This window comes from Terrabacter sp. P5_B1 (assembly GCF_056400505.1).
In genome coordinates this window covers 1-833 of the sequence record NZ_JBFULD010000602.1, presented here as the reverse complement: position 1 = coordinate 833, position 833 = coordinate 1, and the positions used below count along the sequence as shown (strand labels likewise).

Annotated in this window: 1 protein-coding gene; it reads left to right on the top strand. The window is 77.2% G+C overall.

Features of this window, described 5'->3' with window-relative positions:
• Window positions 1–833: hypothetical protein (locus tag AC1DP0_RS22330; RefSeq protein WP_478088838.1), on the top strand; the 833-nt coding region annotated here is incomplete at both ends.

Below are 833 nucleotides of genomic sequence, written 5' to 3'. Positions count from 1 at the left end.
CTCGCCGCCCACGCCGGCGTCCGCCGCCGTCGTGCACACCGTCGTCGACGCGCTCGCGGACGCGGGCTGCGAGGTCACCGTCGGCTCCGTGCTGGCGACCCGGGAGCGCGATCGGGGACATCGATCGGTGGGTGCCCTCGCGCACGCCGCCGGCCTGACGGGACACACGGACCGTGGGCGGCCGTATGCCGTCGTCGACCTCGCCGACGACCTCGTGGCCGCGCCGGTCCCCCCGTCGAGCGCCCTCGCCGAGCAGGTGGTGTCACGCTCGTGGTCGGGCGGGGACACGCGCGTCGTCATCGGGCGCGCGGTCACGGACCTCGTCGATGCGTATGCCGGGTGCCTCGACACGCTCCTGCGTGTCCTCCCCGAGGTGGCCGGCTGCGAGCCGGCCGACGTCGCCGTCGACGTGCTCAGGCACCTCGCCCCGCACCTGGCCGTCGTCGACGCGACCGCGACGAGCGGCGGTGCGGACGGCAACCGCCTCCTCGATGCGCGCCAGACGGACACCGTCGTCGTGGCGACGGACCCGCTGCTGGCCGATGCGACCCTCGCGGCCCTGCTCGGCGTCGACCGGTCGTCGTCGCGCCTCGTGGAGCGGGCCATCGACGTGCTCGGGCCCCCGCAGGGGCCGGTCGAGGGTGACCTCCAGCCGTTCGCCGCCGTCGAACGGGCACACCCCCTCGCCACCCGGGCGGCTCGTCGTGCGACCCGGGACCCTCGTCTCGCGCGCGTCGTGAGCGCCGCGACCGGCGGCCCCGACGCCGGGTCCGCCCCGGCCGACGCGGTTCTCGCCGGCCTGCGACCGATCGTCACCGAGGCGGTGCGGGCGG